This is a genomic window from Arcicella gelida (genome assembly GCF_034931025.1).
Lineage (GTDB): Bacteria > Bacteroidota > Bacteroidia > Cytophagales > Spirosomataceae > Arcicella > Arcicella gelida.
The window spans coordinates 252,284-274,049 of sequence record NZ_JAYGIL010000005.1 but is presented as its reverse complement, the minus strand read 5'-3'; the positions used below and the strand labels follow the sequence as shown (position 1 = coordinate 274,049).

Genomic DNA, 21,766 nt, shown 5'->3' with positions numbered 1-21,766 from the left:
TTCAACTAGCTTGCAAAAGTACAGATTTTAATTTGATTATCAAGGGATTAGACTAGAAAATTTATGAATTTTTCAATTTTATTTACTCGCTTCAAAGAATAAATATAAAGCATTACAAACTCTGGCTTTGTTAAGTATTTTTGTAAAAATGCTGTATGCTTCAGGCTATCTTGAAATATTAATATCACTTTCTATTAGCTGGAGACTTAAGTTACCAGCTAATAGAAAAAATTCGAATAAATTTCTTTATATCAGAAGTGCTATTTCGTTTTATTTATCTAACATTAATTCATCAATCACTAAATCACAACTCATTCACTCAATTACTTACTCAATAATTCATCAACATGAAAAAAAACTTAATAACGGAAATTTCACTCCTATTTCTATGTTCACAAACTTTATTTTTCGGACAATCTGTTCCTAAAAAAGCCCTTCAAGCCATCAATCCTGATGCAATTAAAGCTACGATGACTTATCTTTCAGATGATTTATTAGAAGGTCGTCAACCCGGAACACGTGGTTTTGCTTTGGCTTCAAAGTATATCGAAACACAATTTATGGCTTTGGGTTTGAAGCCCGCCATCAACGGCAATTCTTATCTGCAAAAAGTACCGCTTAGAAAAGGCATCGTCCGAGAAAAAGAAAGTACTTTATCTTTGTTCGTGAACGGAAAAGAGGAGGTTTTAGATTACAACAAACACTTTATTTTCAGTCCAAATTTTATCAATGAAAACTCAGAAATCGAAGCTCCTTTGGTTTTTGTAGGCTTCGGCGTTCATGCTCCAGAATTGAATTATGACGATTATCAAAACATTGATGTAAAAGGTAAAATTGTAGTAATGCTCAATGCCGCACCCGAATCTTTTGGCTCAAACGAGCGTGCATACTTTACCAACAATACCGTAAAATTCAATGAGGCAATCAAGCGTGGAGCTGTTGGAGCAATTACTTTCAGCGTACCAACCGACAAAAGAAGTACTTGGGATGCCACAGTCCGTCGCTCGAAGCAAGGCTCTTTTAAATGGTTGGACGAAAATAACATCGCCAAAGACGGTTTCCCAGAATTGAAAGGAATTGTTACTTTAAACAATGAATATGCTGAAAAACTATTCAGTAATTCAGGCAAAAAAGCGGAGGAAATTTACGCCAATGCCAAAGCCAATAAAGCTCAATCTTTTCCGCTAAACATCACTGCAAAACTGAAAGTAAAAACGGCTTATCAATTTGTGCAAGGTTCAAACTTAGTAGGAGTAATCGAAGGAAGCGACCCGAAACTAAAAGATGAGTATGTAGTGTATGCCGCCCATCTCGACCACTTCGGTATCGGTGCAGCCGTGAAAAACGATTCAATTTATAATGGAGCTCACGACAACGCTTCTGGAGTTTCTATTCTTTTGGAAATTGCTCATGCTTATCGTGCCTTGCCCAAAGCTCCCAAGCGTTCTATCATAATTGCGGTGGTAACGGGCGAAGAGTACGGCTTATTGGGTTCTGATTATTTCGCCAATAATCTTCCTATTAAAGATGCCAAAATGGTTGCCAATTTAGCGATTGATATGCCCTTTTTCTTTCACCCGATTTTAGATATTGTGCCTTACGGAGCACAGCATTCAAGTCTTTCAAAACAAGTAGCACAGGCTACGAAAATACTGAATTTAAAGGTTAGTCCCGACCCATTTCCTGAGCAAGTAGTTTTTGTAAGAAGCGACCATTTTAGTTTTATCAAAAAAGGCATTCCAGCTTTGTTTATCAAAAGTGGTTTTATGACCGTGCCAGAAGATAGCGTTGATAGAAGTAAATCGGACGTAGCTTGGCGAAGTACCATTTATCACACGCCACAAGACGACATGAATCAGCCCTTCGATTTCCAAGCAGCGGCAACACACGTAAAAGTAAATTTCCTAATCGGCTATTTCACCGCCAACGACAACACCGCCCCAACATGGAACAAAGGCGATTTCTTTGGAGGGAAGTTTGGGAAATAGCTTTTAAGCTCTAAGCTGTAGGCAATGGGCTGTAAGCTTTTTGACGATTATAAACATAGCTTTCCATAGTCGTATTGATTTTGGGGAGCTATGTTTTGTTTTTAGGGAAAAGTAATTTGAAATAATTCTGAGGGAAATTATTTTTGGATTGTGTACTTTTTTTAGTGAATTGTGGAAAATAGAATGGGTATTGTGTGTAATGAGTTATCTTTAAATTACACAGTTTTTAGAATGGATTGAGGAAAAGAGAATTTGCTTTGCTGACTTTTATGGAATTGTGTAACTGTCACAAGTATATAGAAATCATCACATCGTTTTATTATTTTAATCAAGTATGTTTAAATAAAAACTTGTATTATTATTTAATGAAACAGCGACAAAAGTAAACATTAATCAAAATGACCAAAAATTTAATCCAAATTAATTATCGAGAAGAACTTTTTGCAGATAGATTTTTTAATACAAAATATATAGCAGAAATTACTAGACATGGACTAAATGATTCTGTAATCTTAATTTCTTTTGATAGTTATGATAATGGTACTTTGAAGAAAAAGGTAAAAACCTATATTTCAGAAATTTTAAATAAAGAGCTAACAAGATCTCTTTCTGAAATTGATAATATATTGCTAGACGCTTTGAAAATTGAAAAAACTTTGAATTGGGAGCAATTTAAAGATAAATCTGTATTTGGTATTCTCCCCCCTGAAGAAGAGCTAGATAAACTACTTTCTGGGATAAAAAAGCCAAAAGAGCCTAAATATATTCAACTTCCAAAGAAACCTGAATCTTTACATTTTCAACCTAAGCTCTCATTTTTTGACAGTATAATTAAATCAAAAAAAGATGTTAAAATTGAGCAAGCATACAAGCTATTTGAAGACGCCCTTGAAAATTGGAAAATTAAATCTTCTCAAGTGGATGAAAAGAACCAAACATTAAAAGAAAAATTTCAACAAGAAATATTAATTTATGAAACGCAAATAGAAAAGATAAAGCGAGAGAATCTTGAGAAAATCAAAAAATGGAAAAATCAAAAAGCCGATTTCATTTTGATGCAAGATGAGACTAATGCAAAAATAGATTCTATTAGAGAATTGTATCTGAGCCTAAACACAAGTTCCGTGATTGAATATTGCGACATGGTTTTAAAAAAATCTATTTATCCTGAAAGTTTTCCTAAGGATTATGAAATTGAATATTATCCAGACTCAAAAATATTAATTGTTGACTATTCACTTCCTTCAATCGAGCAATTACCTACTTTAAGCGAAGTAAGAGTAATAAAGGGAGAAATTAAAGAATATCATATTTCAGATGCTCAAATATCCAAAATGTTCGATAATACAATATATAATATTACGTTGAGAACAATTCATGAGCTTTTTGAAGCAGATATAGCAAATGCAATTGATGCTATTTCCTTTAATGGCTGGGTAAATGCTATAAATGAAGCAAATGGAAACCATGAAAGTAATTGCATTTTATCAATTCAAGTAAAAAAAGTTGAATTTATTGAAATCAATTTAAGTAAGGTTGAACCTAAAGCTTGTTTTAAAAATTTAAAAGGAGTTGGAAGTAGCAAACTTTATGGACTAACTGCAATTCAACCAATTTTACAAATTAGTAGGGCAGACAAACGATTTACAAATCATTATGCAATTGCGGATTCAATAGATAGTTCAACAAATTTAGCTTCAATGGACTGGAAAGATTTTGAACATTTAATCCGAGAAGTTTTTGAAAAAGAGTTTAGTTCAAATGGTGGCGAAGTAAAAGTAACACGAGCCAGTAGAGATGGCGGTGTAGATGCTATTGCTTTTGATCCTGACCCAATAAGAGGAGGCAAAATTGTAATTCAAGCAAAAAGATATACAAATACAGTTAGTGTTTCAGCTGTCAGAGATTTATACGGAACAGTTATGAGCGAAGGTGCAACAAAAGGAATTCTTGTTACAACTGCCGATTATGGTCCTGATTCATACGATTTTGTTAAAGGTAAACCTTTAACAATTATGAACGGGGCAAACCTGCTTTATTTACTGGAAAAACACGGATATAAAGCAAGAATTGATATTAAAGAGGCTAAAGAAAATATGACTTAGAAAAAAAGCTTTTCTAAGTCATATTTTGTGATATTAATACAAAGTAATCTGTAACTGCTTACTATTTATCATTATATTACAGAGATGTTGAACAGACTCCAAGCAATGCACTCTAAGTACGATACAAGACCGTTTCAAGTGAACTCTAATGCACTCGGAGTACTCTATAAGACCAATCTAAGTGAACTCTATCACTGATGGCATGACTTGAAGTCATGCCATCAGTATTAAAATCAAAAGCTCAAAGCTAATATATCACAGCTCATCCCTTAATAGCATCAAAATACTCCTTCTTCACAATTGTAGCGGTTTTATGGTCGCCAGAATGATGCCAGCCGGGTGGCATAAAAATGTATAAAACCTTGTCTTTGAGTGTTGGAGCTTGGTAAACGTCTTTCAACAATAAAGTGATTTCACCAAAATAAGCATCTAAAAAATCTCCTGATTTCATCGGTCTTGTAATGCCGTACTCAATGACTTCTTCGTGTTTTTCGTCTTGCAAAGTACCAAAAGCTTTATCCCAAATATTTAGTAGATTACAAAAATTAGTATCCATGTACAAAGGATTTTTGGCATGATGTACTCGGTGATGCGAAGGCGTAAGAATGATTTTATTCAAAAACCCCAGACGAGCATCCACCATAATATTTTCGCCAATATGAATAAAAGCACCCCAAGTACCATCTATAAACATAATCAGAAAAAGTAATGGAGGATTTACACCCAACAAAATACAGATTGTTGTGCGAATAATATCGGCATAAGGAGCTTCCAGAAAAAAGTGTGTGTAGGTTACCGATAAATTCATGTATTCGGGTGCGTGGTGGGTAGAGTGCAAACACCAAAAAAGGCGTACTTTATGCCCCAAAAAATGGTAAATAAAATGGGCAAATTCCCAAGCTATATATCCGTAAATAAACCAATAACCATTAAATTCAGTCTTGAAAAGGGCATAAGGTTCAAAGAAAGCAATACACAGCCCGACCATTCCGATAGAAATAAAACGAGAAATAAAGCGGTTGAAAACATAAGTAAAAAACGAAATTTTGTATTGCGTAAAAGTAAGTCGGCGATAAAATAAGGCACGGATAATTTCGACAAGCAACAAAACGGGAATCAGTGGACCTAAAGCTTTGCCGATACCATCTTGAGTTAATAAGGCTTTGTAATTGTCGGTTTCGATAATTTCAATCAGTCCGCCAAAATTAAAAAAGCCGACGATTTCGTTGTAAAGTGTTTCTAAAAATTCCATAGCTATTTAGTGAGTTGTGAATGAGTGATTTATGGATTGTTTTGATAAGTTATTATCTACTCATGGTATGACTATTAAGTTACTTTGAGAAAAGAGACTGAGGTTAGTCATGCCATGAGTATTTTCCGTTTTAGTTTCATCAATAAAAACGAAAATATAAATACCATTTATAAATACTCTGCTGATTTGTGGGGAGATGTTTTATTGAGTGATTTTAAATGACCTAAGTATTATTTCCCCGAAATCCGATATTCCCAAATCCAAAATCCTCATCATTGAGTCTCAAAAAATATCTCTTAATGAATTTATGTTCGTAATAAGTGTAAATTTTACCATCGTGGTACAAACAAGAGTAAAAAAATCATATTTTTACTCTTGAATTAAAAATGAGTGTAACCTTTACCTTTGAAAATATGATTAATTTTGACCGTACAAAGCCGTACAATGCCTTGCCTCCTTTACCTCCTCAGATAGACATTGAAACGAAAAACATACTCCGCAAAGCAATTTCGGCAGGTAGAGCCTTAGCTCAACTGAATGGGACTTTACTTAATTTGCCCAATCCAACTTTATTTTTAGATACCATTTATTTGCAGGAAGCAAAAGCCAGTTCTGAGGTAGAAAATATCATTACTACTAACGATGAACTATATCAATCGCTAATAGCAGAAAAGAAGATAGAAAACACTGCGACAAAAGAAGTTTTAAGCTATAAAGAAGCCCTTTGGTTGGGCTTGGAACAGCTTAAAACCAAGCCGTTCATTACCACAAATCTGTGTATTAAAATTGTTCAGTGCATAAAGCAAAATAATGCTTCTATTAGAGTTACACCCGGCACAACATTAGCTAACAGCCAAGGCGAAGTGATATACACACCACCAAGTGGCGAAAGTATTATCCGAGACAAGTTGGCTAATTTAGAAACCTTTATCAATGAAGACAATGGAATTGACCCGCTAATAAAAATGGCATTATTACACTATCAGTTTGAAGCGATTCACCCTTTTGCAGATGGTAATGGAAGAACAGGTAGAATTTTACTATTACTATACCTCAAACTATCAGGTTTGCTTGACACACCAGCCATTTACCTAAGTGAGTACATTATCAAAAACAAGGTGGAGTACTACTGCAATCTGAGAAATGTAACTGAACATAATGATTGGGAGAACTATATTCTGTACATGTTAGATATGATAGAGGAAACTTCGATGAATGGATTGAAAAGACTGAATCGTATTACAAAAGAAATAGAAACAACTTCAACAGAAATCAAAATGAAACTACCCAAAATCTATTCTAAAGATTTGGTAGAAATTTTGTTTCGCTTGCCATATACCAAAAAGCAACATTTAATAAATGAGAATTTAGGAAACTCAAAGACAGTAGGAAACTATCTGATAGCATTAGAAGAAAATGGCTTTTTAAAATCTGTGAAAGTTGGAAAAGAAAAATTGTATGTCAATCAACGCTTACTTGCAATCTTAGAAGGAAAATATTAGGACAAGACAGCTCTTTTATTTAGTGAATGATTGAGTGATTTTAAATTGAATAAAGAAATCTATTCAGAAATCCGACACCTGAAATCTGATTGCCGACATCCAAAACCCAACATCCCAAATCCAAATCTTTCCGCTTATTAACAATTAATTAAAATAAAGAATGATAGAGTTATGAAGAAGAAAAAGCAATTTTGTAAACTTTCATTAACAAAGAGATATTAAAATATGAAAACGCTTAAAATTCTTTTTACTTTCCTTATTTTTTCTTCAACCATTTCTGCTCAAAAAGGGACTAAAAAAGTAGTTTTTATGATAGTTGACGGCATTCCTGCTGATGCCATCGAAAAAGCTGAAATGCCTAATTTGAAGAAAATTAGTGCCATCGGAGCGTATAAAAGAGCATTTGTTGGCGGTGAAAAAGGACAATACTCACAAACGCCGACGATTTCTGCTGTGGGCTACAACAGTTTGCTGACGGGTACTTGGGTAAATAAACATAACGTTTGGGGCAATGATATTCGTAAGCCGAATTATCATTATTGGAATATTTTTAGGTTATTGAAAAGCCAATATCCCGAAAAGAAAATAGGCGTTTACTCTACATGGTTAGATAATAGAACCAAATTGATTGGCGAGTCTCTGACCAGTGCTGGCAGTATTAAAATGGATTTTGTAGCCGATGGCTATGAATTGGACACAGCTACTTATCCGCACGATAAACAAAGCGAATACATTCATAAAATTGACGAAAAAGTAAGCGATGAAGCGGCTAAAAGTATTAAAGAAAATGCTCCAGATTTGTCATGGGTATATTTAGAATATTCTGACGATATGGGACATAAGTATGGTGATAGCGAACAATTCACGAAAGCCTTGGGTTATGTGGACAATCAAATCGGCAAAGTGTGGGAAGCGATAGCGTACAGAAAGAAAAACTTTAAAGAAGATTGGCTAATCGTAATTACGACCGACCATGGAAGAGATGCTAAAACAGGCAAAAATCACGGTGGACAGTCGGACAGAGAACGTACTACTTGGATAGTGACTAATGCCAAACCTTTGAATAATTATTTTCAGGAAAACCAGCCTGCTATTGTAGATATTATGCCAACGATGGCTCGTTTTATGGGATTGGAAATTCCAGCAGAAAATCTTGTTGAAATGGATGGCGTAGCATTAATCAATCCTATTTCAGTAGCCAATCCGAATGCCGTTTTAGTAAAAGATAGTTTACAAATTTCGTGGAAAGCTTTAGAGAAAAAAGGTAAAGTAAAAATTTGGCTGAGTACAACCAACCATTTTGAAGAAGGAGGCAAAGACCTCTATGAATTAATCGACACCGTGCCGAATGCCCAAGAAAGTATTTCGGTAGATGTCAGTCAAAAAAAATCGTCCTTCTATAAAATCTTGATAGAAGGACGAAATAATACGGTGAATCGTTGGGTTTTGGTGAAGTAGTTTACTTCACCAATTGTCTCAAAACGCCCACTTTATCCGAATTTCGAGTATAAATCATGGCTTTATTTTGATTGGCCAGTTGAATTGTACTCATATCTCTGACATCACCATTTAACATTAAACCAGCTTGTTGATTAGAAATTGGAGTAAATTTACCCTTTCCATTTCCTAACAAAAGCGAACCCATCGAAGCATCATTTTTACCCAATTGTACACGCCACGGATAGAAATTTCCTGCTATCATTATGTCTTTTTTACCATCTTGATTAAAATCCTCTACCGTAATACAGGAAGCTAACGAAACTTGAGCAGACAAAGGCAAAACTTTGGCGGAAAATTTACCATTGCCTGCATTTTCAAAATAGGTAGTACTTAATGTATTAATTTTTAAAGTATTTGCTCCTTTTAGCTGTTCTGATGAAAGTAAATCTTCTAAACTAGCCTCTGCATAATCTTTATATTTTAAAAAATTCTTTCGAACAACTGGCAACTGATTCGCTAATTCGTCCAATGAAGCTAGTGGATAGCTTTTACCTTGAACGTAATAGCAAATCAATGGGTCGATTGTTCCATTTTGGTCAAAATCTGCATAACAAAGCGTAACAGGTTCTTTTTCTGAAGCTTTGAATTGAGTATTTTGTCCCAAGTTTCCAGCAATGATGTCCAAATCTCCATCATTATCCATGTCTTCAACCACGACTTTTGCCCAAAATCCATTGGTGTTTTCTAAGCCATATTTTTGCGTTTGATTAACCAATTGTCCACGCTGATTTTCATAAATTGTAATTGGCATAAATTCTCCTGCAATGATTAAATCTATCCAACCGTCTTTGTTAATGTCTGTCCATGAAGCTGAAGTAACAATGCCCGGACGACGAAGAGAAGGTTCTTTTTGCTCAGTCGCATATTTAAAAAGAGGTTTTCCTCCTTTACTTTCATTTCTTAATAAATAACAATAATCAGGTTCAGGAAAGCTACTTGGCATTGAACGACCACCAACAAAAACATCCAAATCTCCATCTTTGTCATAATCAGCAGCGGCAACGCAACTTCCATTACTGGTTAAATCGGGCAAAACACCAGAAGTATTAGTAAAAATGCCTTTCCCGTTGTTTAGATAAAGTTGGTCTTGATACAGCGGTGCATGGGCTTCTAATTCAGTACCACCTCTGACGATGAATAAATCTAAATCTTTGTCATTATCGGCATCAAAAAACGTTACTCCAGCATCTTTTGCAAGGCTTTCTTTTGCCCAAGGCTGAGAAGGGGATTTTTGAAAAGTCCCATTGCTTTTTTGCAAGAATAATTCGCCAGCATGTTGTTGGTTTCCACTGATAAAAATATCTTCCAATCCATCTCCATTTACATCTCCTTTAGCAATAAATGGACCTTGTTTTGAAAGCTGATAAGGTAAAAGAGATTGATGTTTGAAATCGACAAAAGGGGTTTCTTGATGTTGATAAGTAATATTTGTATTTGCTGTAAAATCAGAAAAAAGTGGTGATGACTTAGATTCAGGTTGAATAGTTGGAACAATACCAGTATTACTTTGAATCGTAAGTGTAGTATCAGCTTTAACGTTATTCAAGGTTGTTACTTTTCCATTCGTCCAGTAAATTTTTAAGGTTTTAACTTGTTCGTCTTTTCCTAAACCAAAGTGTAAAGAAGGCTCAACACTACTCTGAAAACCATGTGCAGAGTACAACTCTTGCATTTGGGAAGTATTAGCAGTTTGTACAAATACTTTTGCTCCAATAGCAAAACGATTTGCAGTACTTTCTTTTAATTTTAGGTCGATATAATGATTTTTAGAAAGCTGACGACTACGGTTTTCAAAAACCATAGCGGGTGAATTACTGTTATTTACGACCAAATCAAGGTCACCATCATTATCTAAATCTGCATAAGCTACACCAGTACTAATAGAAGGTTCTGCCAAACCCCATTTTGCTGTAGCATTTTCAAAGATTAATCCTTCATCTGTATTTTTATTCATGAAGCAATAATTACTAACTTTGGTGCTAGACATCTTTTTGATTAATTCCCAAGTATTGACTTTCAGCCCTTGTGCTTTCGCTTTATCCACCTCTTCTTGATAAGTATATTTCAAGAAATCCATGTTGGTGTAATCTCGCAAGTAACCATTTGTGATGTACAAATCTTTTTTACCATCATTATCCAAATCACAAACTAATGGACTCCAACTCCAATCTGTATTCGACATACCTGCTAATTGTCCGATTTCACTGAATTGTGGAATACCTTCACTGTTGTTTCCAACATTTACTTGAAGCATATTTCGCATGTTTTGATGATGAAAACCGCTATCAACCAATAGTTGATAAGTATCATATTCGTCTGGACCTTTCAATAATTTTTGACGACGATTATCTTCTGGCAGCATATCCACTGTGATAATATCAGCTTTATTGTCATTATTAAAATCAACAATCTCAGACCCCATCGAAAACTTAGAAATATGTCCGATACTTTCTTTGAGCGTTTCAGAGAAATGTCCATTTTTCTGATTGAGGTATAAAAAATCTTGTTCGTTATAATCATTTGTTACGTAAAGGTCAGGCCAAGTATCGTTATTGACATCGCCAACAGCAACATTTAAACCAAAATTCAAACCACTTCCGTGTATTCCCGCTTCGTCACTTATATCATTAAAGAAACCATTATCATTTCTGTAAAGTCTATTTCCATATTGAGGATGTCTTGTTTTACGAAGTCTTTGTGTATTAAAAAAGGCATTGTAGAACATTTCAGCATGGTTTACCATAAACATATCGAGGTCGCCATCTTTGTCCATATCAAAAAAAGCTACTTGTGTTGTGTAAGTTCCAACAGCATCCAAGCCATATTTTGCCGCACTTTCCACAAAAGTAGGGATACCATTTTTAGTACCCGTGTTAATGTACAATTCATTTTTACGTTCAAAATCCGTCCCTGAGCCAGAGTAACAAACATAAATATCTAATTTACCATCGCCATTCACATCCGCCATGCTTACTCCTGTTTTCCATCTTTCTCTTCCTGCCACACCAGCGATTTCTGTGATGTCATCAAAATGAAAAGAAGCATCTCCTGATTTTCCTTTATTGAGATATAATTTATTAGGCACCATATTTCCAGAGAAATAGATGTCTGCTAAACCATCATTATTCACATCGCCGATGGCTACACCACCGCCGTTGTACAAATATTGATACTCTAATAGGTTAAGCTTTTCGTCTTCTTGAATATTATTCACAAAGTTAATTCCCGAATTTTCGGGCTTAACAAGCTGAAAAAGGGTTTCTTCAGAAGAAGCCGTATTGCAGGCATAAATAATTGGAAAAAGCAGTAAAAGGATGAATTTTGGTTTCATTAGAAAAATATTAATAATAGTAAAAGAGGTTATCGAGAAAAATTCTTGATAACCTCTTTTTGTTAGTTAAATCTCAAAAATCTACCAACCAGCAATTTGCTTGGCAGCAGGGTTTTTATCAACTTCTCCTTGTGGAATCGGTAACACGTATAATTTAGAAGGAAAAGTTCTAGTTTCAAAAGCATAACGTGTATAAGAAAGCGTATTTCCTGTTTTATTTACTCTAACACCATATAATGGGCCATTCAATAAACTTTCTGCAATTTTCCATCTACGAATATCAAAGAAACGATGTTCTTCAAAAGCTAATTCTACTCTACGTTCATTTCTGATTTTAGCACGCATTTGTTCTTTCGAAAGTCCAGTTTCTAAATCTGGCATTCCTGCTCTTTTTCTGATAGCGTTGATGGCATTATATACCGACGCATCTGAACCAGTCGCTTCATTTTTTGCTTCAGCATAGTTCAACAATACTTCTGCATATCTGATAAAAATCCAATCTTGGTCACTACTTTTTGTATAAATAACGTATTGCTCTTCATGAAATTTACGAAGCATATAACCCGTTTTGGTATCTTCTGGCTTACCTGTTACGTCTGCACCACCCGGAAATAATTCTATTACTCTTCCACGGAAAGTAGAACCATTATGTACAACAGTTGCTTCAAAACGAGGGTCAAGATTTGTATAAGGCTCGTTGGCTTTATATAAAGGTGAAGTAGTTTGAGACTTTCCGTCAATCATTTCATAAGAATCCACAAAATTCTGTGTTGGCACATTACCTCCCCAACCAGCATCACTACCTCCTTTAAACGAAGGGGGTGAATTAACAACATCAAATCCGTTGTTCAAACCATAATGAACTTTATCAGGTGCTTGAAATTTCTTGGCAAAAATAATCTCATTATTATTTTTTGTCAGAAACAGCGTTCTGTAATCGTTGAATAAAGTATAGTCTGTATTAATTACTTTATTTGCTGCATCAGCCGCTGCTTGCCAACGTTCTGCATACAATAACACACGACTTTTCAAAGCGTTTGCCGCACCAGAAGTTGCTCTACCCGCTTCGATTGCTCCTCTTTTAGGAAGTAGAGATGCGGCTTTATCCATGTCAGCAACAATAAAATCAACTACTTCATCATACGTTGAACGAGGTAATTGAAAGTTATCATTCAGTGTCAAACTTTTGCTAATTAGCGGTACGCCCGTTGCCTCAGCTCCTGTAGATTTCATACCGTACAGTCTCAAAAGTTCATGATAAATAAATCCTCTCAAAAAGTAAGTTTCACCCATTAGGCGATTTCGGAGTTTTTCATCACCAAGTCTTGAAAGATTCTCTAGGGCAACATTCGTTTTTCTAACTAAAGCATAATAATCACCCCAAGTTTCACCCCAAGGAGTTCCAGAAGGCAAAAAGTTACCCGATTGTAGTTCGTTAGAGTGCGTCCAAGGCATACAAACCTCTCCATCATCAGAAACGCCATCTAATAAATAGAGTCCTTTCGCCCATCCTTGGTAGTTACGGTCAAAACCCGAAGGCATTCTACCGTAAATTGCATTAACGAATTGCGTTGCTCCTTGTGGGTCAGTCCAAACGGTTTCTTCTGTTAAAGAATCTTTGGGTACTTTATCAAGAATGGCACTGTCACAACCCAAAAGTATTGATATACACAAAAGTGTACATTTGAATAGTAATGTATTTTTTATGATTCTGTTCATTTTAATGTCTTCTAAAATTTAAAGTTTACACCTGCATTCCAAATTCTAAATTGTGGGTAATCCCAGCCTCTACCACTTGCATTTTCTGGGTCATAATTTTTAATTTTCGACCACGTAACGATGTTATTTGCATTGATATAAATACGCAAACCTTTGATAAAATTTTGTTTTAATTTCTCTACTGGAAGATTATAAGCTAATTCTATATTTTTAAGACGTACATAAGAAGCATCTTTCATCCAAAATGAAGACTCACTGTGGTTAAGATTACTTACATCAATTAATACACGAGGTTCACTAGCATTTGGATTTGATGGTGTCCAACGGTCTAAATTAGCTTTCAAAGCACCTGCACCCACAAAAAATGGCCATGCTCCTTCTCCAGCATAATATTGATCTACATTGGTCGCTCCTTGGAATAAGAATGAAAACTCAAAGTTTTTGTATTGTACATTTCCACTATAACCCAAGATGATTTCAGGGGTATTAGACTTTCCGATGGCTACTCTGTCAAGGTCATTGATTTTTCCGTCTTTGTTAATATCTTCAAAACGAATGTCTCCAGGGCCTGTTTTACCAATTTGAGTTGGTGCATTGTTTACTTCTTCTTGTGTTTGGAACAATCCGATTGCTCTTAAACCAAATTGTGTATAAAGAGGCTGACCAGTTCTTCTAATATTTGGGTTTTCAGAATTGGCTTCATCAATAAATACAATTTTGTTTTTCACAAAAGTGAAGTTTCCACTCATCGAATAACGCAAATCTTTGTTTACTTTATTTCTATGTCCTAAAGTAAATTCTACCCCGCCGTTATTAACTTTTGCTAAGTTTTCAATAGGTAAACCAATACCAAGAAGACTAGGAACAGAAAGGTTTCTATCCGCCAAAATATCACTTCTTTTATCGAAGAAATAATCAACACTTGCCGTTAATTTTCCTTTCCAAAGTGTTGCGTCAACTCCGATGTTAAGTTTTTTAACCGTTTCCCAAGTTACGTTTGGATTTGACAAACGCCCTTCGTCAATACCAGGCTGAACACTTCCATTACCAAAAACAGCCGAACTATTTACATAGTAAGATTGTAAGTAAAGGAATCTTTGATTTCCTAAACGGTCATTTCCTAAAATACCGTAAGAACCACGAAGCTTTAAGTAATCAATCGTTGATGATTGTTTCAAGAACGATTCTTGAGAAATCACATAACCCAAAGAAACTGATGGGAAAAAGCCCCAACGTTGTCCTTTGGCAAATTGCTCTGAACCATCGGCTCTAAAACTACCTTCAAGTGTATATTTATCGTCATAAGACCAATTAAATCTACCAACAATACCTTGACGACCACTACTTCCTGAATAACCACTATTGTTACGATTAGCTGCCGCACCAAAATTTATCTCATCAATTCCTAGATTATAACCATCTCTAAAAGCCCATAAAGAATTCCATGTTTGCGTTGTTTGAGTATATAGTAACAAACCAGATAATGAACTTAATCCAATGGTTTTTTTATAGTTCAAGTGAGTTTCAAGTGTTATCGCTTGGTCATCGTAATTTCTTTGCTCTAATATGCTTGCTCCTTTTGCTCCTTCAACAAAAGTGCCATCTGGGTTTCTGGTATAAAAAGGAACTTTAGTGAAAGCCCAATTTTTATCACTTGTAAAAGTTTTATCATAAGCAGCAATACCCTTTATTGATAAACCAGGAATAAAAGGTAACTGTTGTTCTAATTCAATTCTACCTCTAAACGATTGAATTCCAGTTTTTCTGTAGCCATTATCAGGAAGCGTTAAATATGAAGGACCATTAGAATACTGTCCGTTCGACCATTGTATTGGCGCTCTATTGGGTGGTGTTCCCGACATCCAGCGAAATACTTCTGTTGATGCTACGTTGTTGGTTTTTTCATCTCGACCAGAAATATCGAAAGATAATTTAGTAGTGTTTGTTACATTGGCATCTATGTTGGTTCTAAAATTATATCTATCAAATACGTTTGAAGGAACAATCCCGTCTTGTTTTAAATACCCAAAAGAGGTTGCGTAGCGTATTTTATCAGTACCTCCAGTAGCCGAAAGATTATAACTACGCATTAAAGCACTTTTCTTTAATACAGAAAACCAATCTGAATCAGGATGAGTATCTGGGCTTGAATGTGTACGATACTTCTCTAAATCGTCTGCTGAATAAAGTGGCGATTTCCCTTCATTCGCTAAAGCTTCATTGTAAAGTGATGCAAATTCATAAGAATTTAAAAACTGAGGGTTTCTAGTTCTTTCTTGTACGCCGATATTAGAAGAAAAATTGATTTGCATTTTTCCTTCCGCTCCTCTTTTAGTCGTTACAAGAATTACTCCGTTTCCCGCACGAATACCAAAAACAGCGGCACTTGCAGCATCTTTCAAGATAGAAAAAGACTGGATTTCACTTGAATTCAATTGTGCAAAATCACTTGATGAACGTACAATTCCATCAATTACAAAGATTGGAGAAGCATCTCCCGTTGTACCAATCCCTCTGATATAAATATTTGAAGCATCTTTTCCAGGCTCACCCGAACGTTGCGTAGCGATAAGCCCAGCAGTTTGTCCAACCAATGAATTACTCAAGTTTGGTGAAGGATTCTGTGAAATTTCTTTTGGAGTAACGACAGATACCGCTCCAGAAATTTCACTTTTCTTTTGCGTACCATAACCCACCACAATTACTTCGTCAAGGTTTCCAATATCTGCTTTCAAAACAACATTCAATGAAGTTTGCTTGCCAACTGCTACTTCTGTTTTGACATAACCTACCGAAGTAAAAACCAACACAGTTTGGTCGTTAGGAATTGATATTCTGTATTTTCCGTTTGGGTCAGTCGTCGTACCACGAGTCGTCCCTTTAATTTGAATACTCACCCCAACAAGTGCTTCTCCCTTTTCATCCGTAACTGTCCCTGTGATAACCTCTTCAATTTTTTCGGATTCTTGAATGATGTTGGTTTTGTTTTCTACTGGGGTTTCGTTTTTTCTTTTTAAGAGAATTTGTTGACCTGACACCTCATAATTAATACTTAGCGGAGATAAAAAATCCGTCAAAACTTCTGATAAAGGTTTGCTTTCAGCATCAATTGAAACTTTTCTTTTTGATTCAATCAATTCTGGGCTATACATAAAATTGATACCTGCTAGTTTTTCAATTTTCTGTAAAACATTCTCTACTTCATTCTTTTTCAAATGAATCGTTACTTTTTTGTTTAACAAATCTTGTGCTTTGGTGTCATGAGCAAAAGAAAAGCTCATGCACAAAACTGATAAGGCGATTTGCAGTAAACTGATTTTCATGATTTTTCGTAAAATTTGATACGATGGCAATTTTTTTTTCATACTTTTGACTGATTTGTTAGTTGGAAAGAATTGGCAAAGCAATCCCCTCATCCATTTCTGGATGTTTGTGTCGAAGCAAAGCGAAGGGGACTTTTCGGGTGAATGATGCGGGAACATCATTCACCCTTTTTTATAATTGATTTTAGGGATTTACTTACATGGTTTTCCAGTAATAATAATTTGTCCATCCGAAACTTCGTAACTCGCTTCTGTGATTGAACAAATCCATTTTAATTTTTCAAAGAGTGGCTCATCGCCAAGTTTAGCGGTAATGCTACATTTAGACATTACTTCTTCATCATATACAATATCAACACCATAAGATTTTTCGAGAATACTAAATACTTCTGAAATGGGTGTTGCTACAAATTCAAATTTTTGATTTTCAATAGGTAATGTTAATATCACAGGATTATCAACAATGGCTTTCACCAGTCGAATTTCCTGACGTTGATAAATGGCTTGTTGATTGGCGGTCAAAACCATTCCTGTTAATTCACGATTATTTTTAAGTTGAATGGCGTTATTATCCGTTTGGGTAAATACCGAGACTCTCCCTGTTTTTACAATTACTCTGATGTCTTGGTCTTTGCCAAAAGCTTTGATAGTAAAACTTGTTCCCAATACTTTTGTTACTAATTCATTGGCATATACAAAAAACGGGCGTTCAGGATTCTTGGCTACTTCAAAAAAGGCTTCTCCAACCAAGTAAACTTCTCTTTTATCAGCATCAAAAGCTTTTTTATAGCTCAATCGGCTGTCTTTTTGCAAAACAATCGAACTTCCATCTGGCAATTGTACCAACTTACTTTTTTCTCCTTCATTAATAACTTCTACGAGTTCATTACTCACTTTTGCCTCTAAAACTTGTTGTTGATATAATGCAAATTCTTGTTTACTGGCATCTTTATTCAGGACAAACCAAGCTGCACCAAGCAATACAATCACCGAAGCCGCAACTGCCCAATAGCGTTTCCAAAGCGGTACAACTTCGTTGATTTCTATTTCTTCAACAATCGTTTTCTCTTCTTTTTTAGCTTGTTGAATGGCTTTCTGAATTTGTAAGTCAATATACTGTTCTTCTAAATCAACAGATTTACCTTGTATAGAAAACAAAAAAGCACTCGCTCTTTCAACTAATTCTTTTCGGGATATATCTTCAGCTACCCAAGATGTCCAATAAGCATCATCTTGTGCATTTTTTTCGAATACCCAAGTCCTAAAACTTGTATTTTCTAATAGCTCTTGAAACTCTTTATTAGTTATCATATAAATGATTTAATAGACATTCTACTGCTAACATCCACAAAGTGCGTTTCGGATACTCACAAAAAAGACAATTTTTTAAAAAAATTATACAATAAATTTTTTCATGCTATTTTTCAGCATGTTAGGAAGATAAAATAATGTTAAAATGAAATTGGAGAAGAAAAGCTAGCAGACAAACCAGCAAAAAAACATCAAAATAATTTCCCAATTTTCACGAAGCGTTGCTAAAGCTCGTTGGATGGTATTACTGACTGATTGCGGTTTGATTTGAAGTAATTGAGCGATTTCCTCCACACGAAGGTCTTGGTAAAATCGCAAATAGAGGATTTCACGTTGCCTTTCTGGCAACTGTTGTAAAGAGTAGGAAACTTTATGAAGCATAGTTTTTGAAGATTCTTCTTCGATAAAAGAAGTTTCGGAAGAATCTTCAAAATGAATATCATCAAAATCATCTTCCAAAGGCACAGCTTTGAAAGTTTGTAAGGTTTTGAAAAGTTGATTTCTGAAAGCCCTCAATAAATAAAACTTCACAGATTCTACTTCTGTTAGCGAAGCTCGGCGAAGCCAAAGTTTGATAAGTAAATCCTGAATAGCATCTTCAATAATTTGACTATTTGAAGTAAACTTTCCACCATAATGCACCAACGTCTTATAAAACTGTTTCGACAGTTGGGTAAAAGCCACCTCATCGCCTTCTCTGAATAAATTCCAGAGTATTTGCTCTTGCGACAATTGTTTGCTTTTAATATTGTGGTTCATGTTTCAACATAAAATTTACACGAAATAACCAACAATATCTAAAAATAACAATACTTTATATTTTTAAGAATATTTCCAGAGGTCAAAGAAAAAGTATTTGGTAGGTTTAGCCCACCAAATACCGCTCATCAATTATCTGTAAATGATGCGTACAATGTCCTAAAATGGCATAGCCCAAGCCTCTTACAGAAATGGTAAAATTGCTTGCAATCCCTTTTTCGTTAAGCATTTCTTCATTGAAACTTTTGAATAAAGTAACGGTCGCTTTTCGGACAGCCGTAAATTCTTCTAGTAAATCTTGAATTTCTCTTTGTCCAGCATTAGAAGTATCTCCGTACAAAACTTCATCATAACCCGCCAATGGTGTTTTGTCTTTTCGGGCAAAACGTAAGGCACGATAGGCAAAAATTCGCTCAGTATCAATTACATGACCGATTACTTCTTTAATCGTCCATTTATCGGGTTGATACTTGAAATTCAATGTTGCTTCATCCAAAGCAAGTATTTTTTGGGTTAATACTTCTTGGTTATTATTTAAGCCTTTTAGCAATTCAAGCGTATTTACTTTATTGATATAATTGCTAAAATGTCCAAAATTTTCTTCGGGTAATGGAGGTTGAATTTGCATGTTTTTTAATTATGATTTAGTGAATTGTGAATTTTTAAGCCAGTTTTGTCAAATCTTAAAGATTTGACAAAACTAAAAATTAATCACTCATTCACAATTAACTTACTAACATATTCTGGAACAGGTAAATCAAATTGCATTTTTGGGTCGGTTATCGGAGTTTGTGCTTGCAATTTCAACGGTAAAACGCCTGCCCATACTGGAAAATCATAATCTTCTTCTTCATCGTTTGGATGTCCGCTTCTTGTTTTGGCAGAAGCTTCTTCTAATGGAAATGAAATAATCATGGTTTTCTGCATTTCACTTTTAGTTGGCAAACGTACATTGTCCCAACGCTCAGGAATAAATTGCTCAGTAATAGCAATCAATGAATCCCAACGCTCTGTTTCGTCCGTCACAACCGTTCCTTTGGCAAACATCACTACTGAGCGATAATTGACAGAATGACTAAACGCCGACCTTGCCAATACCAATCCATCAATCAAAGAAACACTCAAACAAACCGTTCTGCCGTCGGCAATGGCTCGCATAAAATGACTGCCTACTGAGCCATGAATATATAATTTGTTGCCAATGCGTCCGTAACCCGTAGGAATACACATTGGCGTTTCTTTTTCTACGTAAGAAACATGACAAAAAAGTCCTTCATCTAAAATACTATAAATGGTTTCTTCGGTATAATCGCCTTTTTTTGCTGAGCGACTAATTTTTGTTCTTTCGGTAATTGGTAATGTTGCCATAATTTTAAAGGGTTTATCTTCAAATCTTTCTACAAATTTCTAACTTTGCTGGATTAGTTTAATGCTCCACAGTTTTACTTATAAGTAGTCCAGATGGAAATACCTTTTAAAACTTTAATCGACCTCAAGAAAGAATCTTCTTTGCCGATTTACGTACAAATTGCCAATGAGATTATTAAAAATATTCAGTCTGGAATGTTGAAAACGGGAACGAAACTCCTCAGTTCTCGGCAAATGGCGGAGCTTTTGTCGCTTCACAGAAAAACCGTTGTGGCGGCTTATGATGAATTATATTCACAAGGTTGGATTGAGATTTTTCCAAAAAAAGGTACTTTTATCGCTCAACATCTTCCGAATGTAAAGCCTGTTCAGCTTTCAAAACAAGATTTTGAAGCAAAAAGTAAAGATGATTTTTCGATGAATTTTGCCAAAAATACTTTGGTAAAAATTCCTCCAATTATTACACAAAGGTTGGCTTTTAACGATGGTTTGCCCGATGTGCGTTTAGCTCCGAGAGACGAATTGGCTCGTTTGTATTCGCAGTATATTAAATTTGGCGAGCCTTCGGTGCTGTATTATACTTCTGTTTATGGGGCTTTGCGTTTCAGAGAAACCTTTGCGAAAGTCTTGAACGAAACCCGTGGCATGAATACTTCGTCCGAACAAATTATTACCACTCGTGGTAGCCAAATGGCGATTTATTTGGTGGGTTTGGCTCTTTTTGAAAAAGGCGATGAAGTAATCGTCGGAGATTTGAATTATCCTGCTACCAACATGACTTTCGGTACTTTGGGGGCAAAATTGAACACCATTCCGATTGATGAAGAGGGAATTGTGGTAGATGCTATTGAAGAAATTTGTCGGAAAAAGCCCATCAAGGCAATTTATGTTACTTCCCATCATTATCATCCTACTACGGTAACGCTTACGCCTGAACGAAGAATTAAATTGTTGGCTTTGGCAGAAAAGTATCGTTTTTATATTCTTGAAGACGATTACGACTATGATTTTCATTATGCCAATCGACCTGTTTTACCTTTGGCGAGTGCCGACCGACACGGTTTGGTGGTGTATATTGGTTCTTTTACGAAGAAAATTGCCCCAACTTTTCGAGTGGGTTATGTGGTAGCTAAGCAGGAAATTATTGAAGAATTAGCCAAATTACGACGCATCATCGACCGACAAGGTGATACTATTTTAGAATTATCTTTGGCAGATATGTTAGAAAACGGCACGCTGAAACGGCACGCAGCTAAAGTATTGAAGATTTACCGAGAACGAAGAGATTTTACTTGTGATTTATTGAAAAAGGAATTAGGAGATGTGATTGATTTTAAAGTACCAGACGGCGGAATGGCGATTTGGGCAAAATTTGATAAAAGTATGTCTTTGATAGAACTCGCTCCGAAATTAGCCAAAAACGGTTTGTACCTCTCAGACGGTGCGGCTTATCCAACCGAAAATGCGTGCAGAATAGGCTTCGCTTCCATGAATTTTAAGGAAACAGAAGATGCGGTGAAGATTTTGAAGAATGGGATTTTTAAATAATTATGATGTGAATAATTAAACTCATGTAGCGGCACCCCTTGCGGTTGCCGTTTTGACAGA

The 21,766-nt window shown here is 35.3% G+C and carries 14 protein-coding genes; 6 read left to right on the top strand and 8 right to left on the bottom strand.

Going from position 1 to position 21,766, the window contains the following annotated elements; translation table 11 throughout:
- The first annotated feature begins 347 nt into the window (after window positions 1-347).
- Window positions 348-1,988, top strand: coding sequence for a M28 family metallopeptidase (locus tag VB776_RS06175; protein WP_323327072.1), 1,641 nt, complete (start codon window positions 348-350; stop codon window positions 1,986-1,988).
- A gap of 398 nt (window positions 1,989-2,386) precedes the next feature.
- Complete coding sequence (locus VB776_RS06170; protein ID WP_323327070.1) at window positions 2,387-4,093, top strand: restriction endonuclease; 1,707 nt, start codon at window positions 2,387-2,389, stop codon at window positions 4,091-4,093.
- A 262-nt stretch (window positions 4,094-4,355) separates the two neighbouring features.
- Here VB776_RS06170 and VB776_RS06165 read toward each other — a convergent pair whose 3' ends face one another.
- Entirely contained in the window at window positions 4,356-5,345 is a 990-nt protein-coding gene (locus VB776_RS06165; RefSeq protein WP_323327068.1) for a sterol desaturase family protein, read from the bottom strand.
- 84 nt (window positions 5,346-5,429) lie between these two features.
- Here VB776_RS06165 and VB776_RS06160 point away from each other — a divergent pair, with 84 nt between their 5' ends.
- From VB776_RS06160 to VB776_RS06150, 3 genes are all read left to right on the top strand, one after another.
- Window positions 5,430-5,567 (top strand): hypothetical protein, encoded by a 138-nt coding sequence (locus VB776_RS06160; protein ID WP_323327066.1) that lies wholly within the window; start codon window positions 5,430-5,432, stop codon window positions 5,565-5,567.
- A gap of 164 nt (window positions 5,568-5,731) precedes the next feature.
- Window positions 5,732-6,847, top strand: coding sequence for a Fic family protein (locus VB776_RS06155; protein ID WP_323327064.1), 1,116 nt, complete (start codon window positions 5,732-5,734; stop codon window positions 6,845-6,847).
- Window positions 6,848-7,072: 225 nt separating this feature from the next.
- Window positions 7,073-8,305 carry an alkaline phosphatase family protein gene (locus VB776_RS06150; protein ID WP_323327062.1) on the top strand — a complete coding sequence of 411 codons (1,233 nt, stop codon included), beginning with the start codon at window positions 7,073-7,075 and terminating at the stop codon, window positions 8,303-8,305.
- A 1-nt stretch (window position 8,306) separates the two neighbouring features.
- On the opposite strand, the gene VB776_RS06145 is transcribed toward VB776_RS06150, so the two are convergent.
- The 7 genes from VB776_RS06145 to VB776_RS06115 all read right to left on the bottom strand — a co-directional run bounded on the left by VB776_RS06145 (window position 8,307) and on the right by VB776_RS06115 (window position 20,158).
- Window positions 8,307-11,678, bottom strand: coding sequence for a VCBS repeat-containing protein (locus tag VB776_RS06145; RefSeq protein WP_323327060.1), 3,372 nt, complete (start codon window positions 11,676-11,678; stop codon window positions 8,307-8,309).
- A gap of 81 nt (window positions 11,679-11,759) precedes the next feature.
- Window positions 11,760-13,397 (bottom strand): RagB/SusD family nutrient uptake outer membrane protein, encoded by a 1,638-nt coding sequence (locus VB776_RS06140; RefSeq protein ID WP_323327057.1) that lies wholly within the window; start codon window positions 13,395-13,397, stop codon window positions 11,760-11,762.
- Window positions 13,398-13,408: 11 nt separating this feature from the next.
- Window positions 13,409-16,762, bottom strand: coding sequence for a TonB-dependent receptor (locus tag VB776_RS06135; protein WP_323327054.1), 3,354 nt, complete (start codon window positions 16,760-16,762; stop codon window positions 13,409-13,411).
- Window positions 16,763-16,912: 150 nt separating this feature from the next.
- Window positions 16,913-18,031: a FecR family protein gene (locus VB776_RS06130; RefSeq protein ID WP_323327052.1), complete on the bottom strand. Its 1,119-nt coding sequence runs from the start codon at window positions 18,029-18,031 to the stop codon at window positions 16,913-16,915.
- A 165-nt stretch (window positions 18,032-18,196) separates the two neighbouring features.
- A complete protein-coding gene (locus tag VB776_RS06125) occupies window positions 18,197-18,790 on the bottom strand; it encodes an RNA polymerase sigma factor (protein WP_323327050.1) in 594 nt (197 codons plus the stop codon).
- A 106-nt stretch (window positions 18,791-18,896) separates the two neighbouring features.
- Complete coding sequence (locus tag VB776_RS06120) at window positions 18,897-19,418, bottom strand: DinB family protein (protein ID WP_323327048.1); 522 nt, start codon at window positions 19,416-19,418, stop codon at window positions 18,897-18,899.
- 83 nt (window positions 19,419-19,501) lie between these two features.
- The gene (locus VB776_RS06115; protein ID WP_323327046.1) at window positions 19,502-20,158 is read right to left on the bottom strand and encodes a pyridoxamine 5'-phosphate oxidase family protein; all 657 of its coding nucleotides are present in this window, start codon (window positions 20,156-20,158) and stop codon (window positions 19,502-19,504) included.
- Window positions 20,159-20,251: 93 nt separating this feature from the next.
- On the opposite strand from VB776_RS06115, the gene pdxR reads away from it, so the two are divergent.
- Entirely contained in the window at window positions 20,252-21,706 is a 1,455-nt protein-coding gene (pdxR, locus tag VB776_RS06110; RefSeq protein ID WP_323327044.1) for a MocR-like pyridoxine biosynthesis transcription factor PdxR, read from the top strand.
- Window positions 21,707-21,766: the final 60 nt, after the last annotated feature.